Annotated in this window: 1 protein-coding gene and 2 pseudogenes; 2 read left to right on the forward strand and 1 reads right to left on the reverse strand. The window is 41.8% G+C overall.

All coding sequences use genetic code 11. The features are described 5' to 3' along the window. Window positions 1–162 precede the first annotated feature (162 nt). Window positions 163–2,301 (forward strand): YSIRK-type signal peptide-containing protein, encoded by a 2,139-nt coding sequence (locus HT701_RS04530; RefSeq protein ID WP_172931258.1) that lies wholly within the window; start codon window positions 163–165, stop codon window positions 2,299–2,301. 155 nt (window positions 2,302–2,456) lie between these two features. Here HT701_RS04530 and HT701_RS04535 read toward each other — a convergent pair. After that, window positions 2,457–2,643, reverse strand: a pseudogene (locus HT701_RS04535) (transposase); the annotation flags it as partial. 81 nt (window positions 2,644–2,724) lie between these two features. On the opposite strand from HT701_RS04535, the pseudogene HT701_RS04540 reads away from it, so the two are divergent. Continuing rightward, window positions 2,725–2,919 (forward strand): annotated as a pseudogene (locus tag HT701_RS04540) (IS630 transposase-related protein); the annotation flags it as partial.

Consider the following 2,919-nt stretch of genomic DNA (forward strand, 5'->3'; position numbering starts at 1 on the left):
AAAATTCGGGGGGGGGGGGTGGTATAATTGCTGCTAGACTGTGTATTCTTCATAGGAGATACAGTGGGGTAAATAGTCGTAAGTTGCTATTTATATATTATTGTCAATCGAAGAGGAAAATGACATGTTCTCTTCAATCATATCTTTAAAGGAGAAAGAGTTATGGATTTTAGAAAGTGTAACAGAGAAAAGGTCTTCCGTTACTCCATTCGTAAGTACCACTTTGGTGCCGCCAGTGTCGCGGTTGCCGCATTGATGTTTTTAGGAGCACGAGCTAGTGTTGTTCAGGCGGATACTACAGTAAATGCTACAGAGGTGTCTCTTGAGAGTTCTGAGCCTAAATCGGATCCAGCTGCGGAGGGAGCTAGTGAAACTTCGAATGGAAGTGAGCGAAGTGCTGAAGAAACAAGTAATTCTGTTCAGCGTACTCCTGTTGGCAGTGATAGGGACGCTTCTCCATCAAGCAATAATGGGGAAAGTTCTGAAGGGTCAGATAGAAGCAACAGTAGTGCCGTTAGCGGAAGTGATAGAAGTGCTGAAGAGACAAGTAACTCTGGTCAGCATGCTCCCGTTAGAAGAGCTAGGAGTGTCGGGGAAGACCGGGCATCAAGCTTGAATGGGGACTATTCATATAATGTTGATCAAGCACCAGTCCCAGATTCAAAAATTAATGATTTTGATTATTTGTTGAGTCGTTGGTATGATGGAATGTTTCATTGGCTGAATGCTAATAGTCATGGTGATGTTTATGAACTTTATACGAATTCCTTTGATGAACAAAAGATAAGACGGAAAGATCGTAATAGAAATAGACATGTGGATAAACTATATAGAGACGATGCAACGACAGATAGTAGTAAATTAAACATTTTCAATTTATATCCAAAGGCTGAGTATGTGAGTCTTTCGATTGTTCCTAATGGAGGTGGTGAAGCTCGCTTAACAGTGGTAGAAGCTGGGGGAAAAGTATTAGATACTATTCCAATACCAGCGAAAGATTTGTGGATAAAACAAAGCGAGTATGATAAACGTGAAAAGCAGAGACAATCCATCGACAAGTCTGCCTTGAAAGCTGAAATTGCGAAAGAAGGTGCAACAAAAGCTGACGATGTGAAGTACTACAACGGAAGTGCAGAGAAGAAAGCAGCCTATGACAAAGCCGTAGAAGATGGTAAGCAAGTCTTAGAAGACCCGAATGCCACACAAGAAGCTGTCAATAACGCTAAGAAAGCCATTGAAGACGCCAAAGGTGAGTTGGATGGAACAGCAACAGATAAGAGCGGACTAACTCCAGTTGCGACAACTGATGCCGAAACAACCAAAACAACGGATGCGAAGTACTACAACGGAAGTGCAGAGAAGAAAGCAGCCTATGACAAAGCCGTAGAAGATGGTAAGAAAGTCTTAGAAGACCCGAATGCCACACAAGCAGAAGTAGATGCAGCGAAACAAGCTATCCAAACGGCTAAAGAGCAGTTAGATGGATCAGAAACTAATAAAGATGAGTTGAAAGCTGAAATTGCGAAAGAAGCTGCAACAAAAGCTGACGCCAAGTACACGAATGCAGACCAAGCTAAGCGTACTGCCTACGACGAAGCTCTTAAAGCAGCGAAAGCTGTAGATGCTAAGCCAGATGCAAGTCAAGCAGAAGTTGAGAAAGCTAAGAATGACTTAGTTGCGGCAGCGGCAGCCTTGAATGGACAAGCAACAAGTAAAGATGAGTTGAAAGCTGAAATTGCGAAAGAAGCTGCAACAAAAGCTGACGCCAAGTACACGAATGCAGACCAAGCTAAGCGTACTGCCTACGACGAAGCTCTTAAAGCAGCGAAAGCTGTAGATGCTAAGCCAGATGCAAGTCAAGCAGAAGTTGAGAAAGCTAAGAATGACTTAGTTGCGGCAGCGGCAGCCTTGAATGGTCAAGCAACAAGTAAAGATGAGTTGAAAGCTGAAATTGCGAAAGAAGCTGCAACAAAAGCTGACGCCAAGTACACGAATGCAGACCAAGCTAAGCGTACTGCCTACGACGAAGCTCTTAAAGCAGCGAAAGCTGTAGATGCTAAGCCAGATGCAAGTCAAGCAGAAGTTGAGAAAGCTAAGAATGACTTAGTTGCGGCAGCGGCAGCCTTGAATGTATCAGATATAGTAGCAGGAACTCAGCCTACATCGTATCAAACGAGAGCAATGTTGCCTAATACTGGTATACGATCAGATAATACTACAGCTGCTCTAGGACTTCTATCAATCTTTGGAGCAGTAGGTTTACTCTTTTCTAAAAAGAAAAAAGATGATGAAGAAGCTTAAGTAAATGATTCTATTTGATTCTCAATCGCTTTTACATACACAATTTTTTATCAATTAAAAAGAACTAGGGTAATCTACACATTAGCTGGATATACTTACCCTACAGTGGATAGTAAAAAAGGGGCTCTTGGTCAACTGTAGAGTGTTGAAGTCAGCTAAGATCTAGAAAGGACAAATTTTGTCCTTTCTTTTTTTGATGTTCAGAGCGATGAAAATCCGTTTTTTGAAGTTTTCAAAGTTCCGAAAACCAAAGACATTGCGTTTGATGAGTTTAATGAGATTATTCGTTGCTTCCAATTTAGCGTTGGAGTAGAGTAGTTGAAGGGCGTTGATTTGTCTTTCAGAAAGATTGAGTTCGACACAGGCTCGTTTCTTTGTTTTCTTTCCTTTAGTACAGATTTTAAACAGCGAGCATTAGATTACATCAAAGAGGGGGCACAGCCATGTCGAGGCAGCCAAGGTTTTTGATGTTGGCGTCAGAACTCTCTTCACGTGGGAAAAGAACTTACGTGAACAAGGACACTTAGAGAGGAAAAAGCGAGTCGTCAAAAACCGAAAGATTCCTTTAGAGGAATTGAAATCCTTTGTAGAGGCTTATTCAGATGCTTTTTTACGGGA

It is taken from the genome of Streptococcus sp. 10824 (genome assembly GCF_013276595.1).
GTDB lineage: Bacteria > Bacillota > Bacilli > Lactobacillales > Streptococcaceae > Streptococcus > Streptococcus pseudopneumoniae.

Excerpts from the sequence above, each read along its gene's own strand:
- HT701_RS04530 (WP_172931258.1), top strand. The coding sequence starts at position 163 with ATGGATTTTAGAAAGTGTAACAGAGAAAAGGTCTTCCGTTACTCCATT.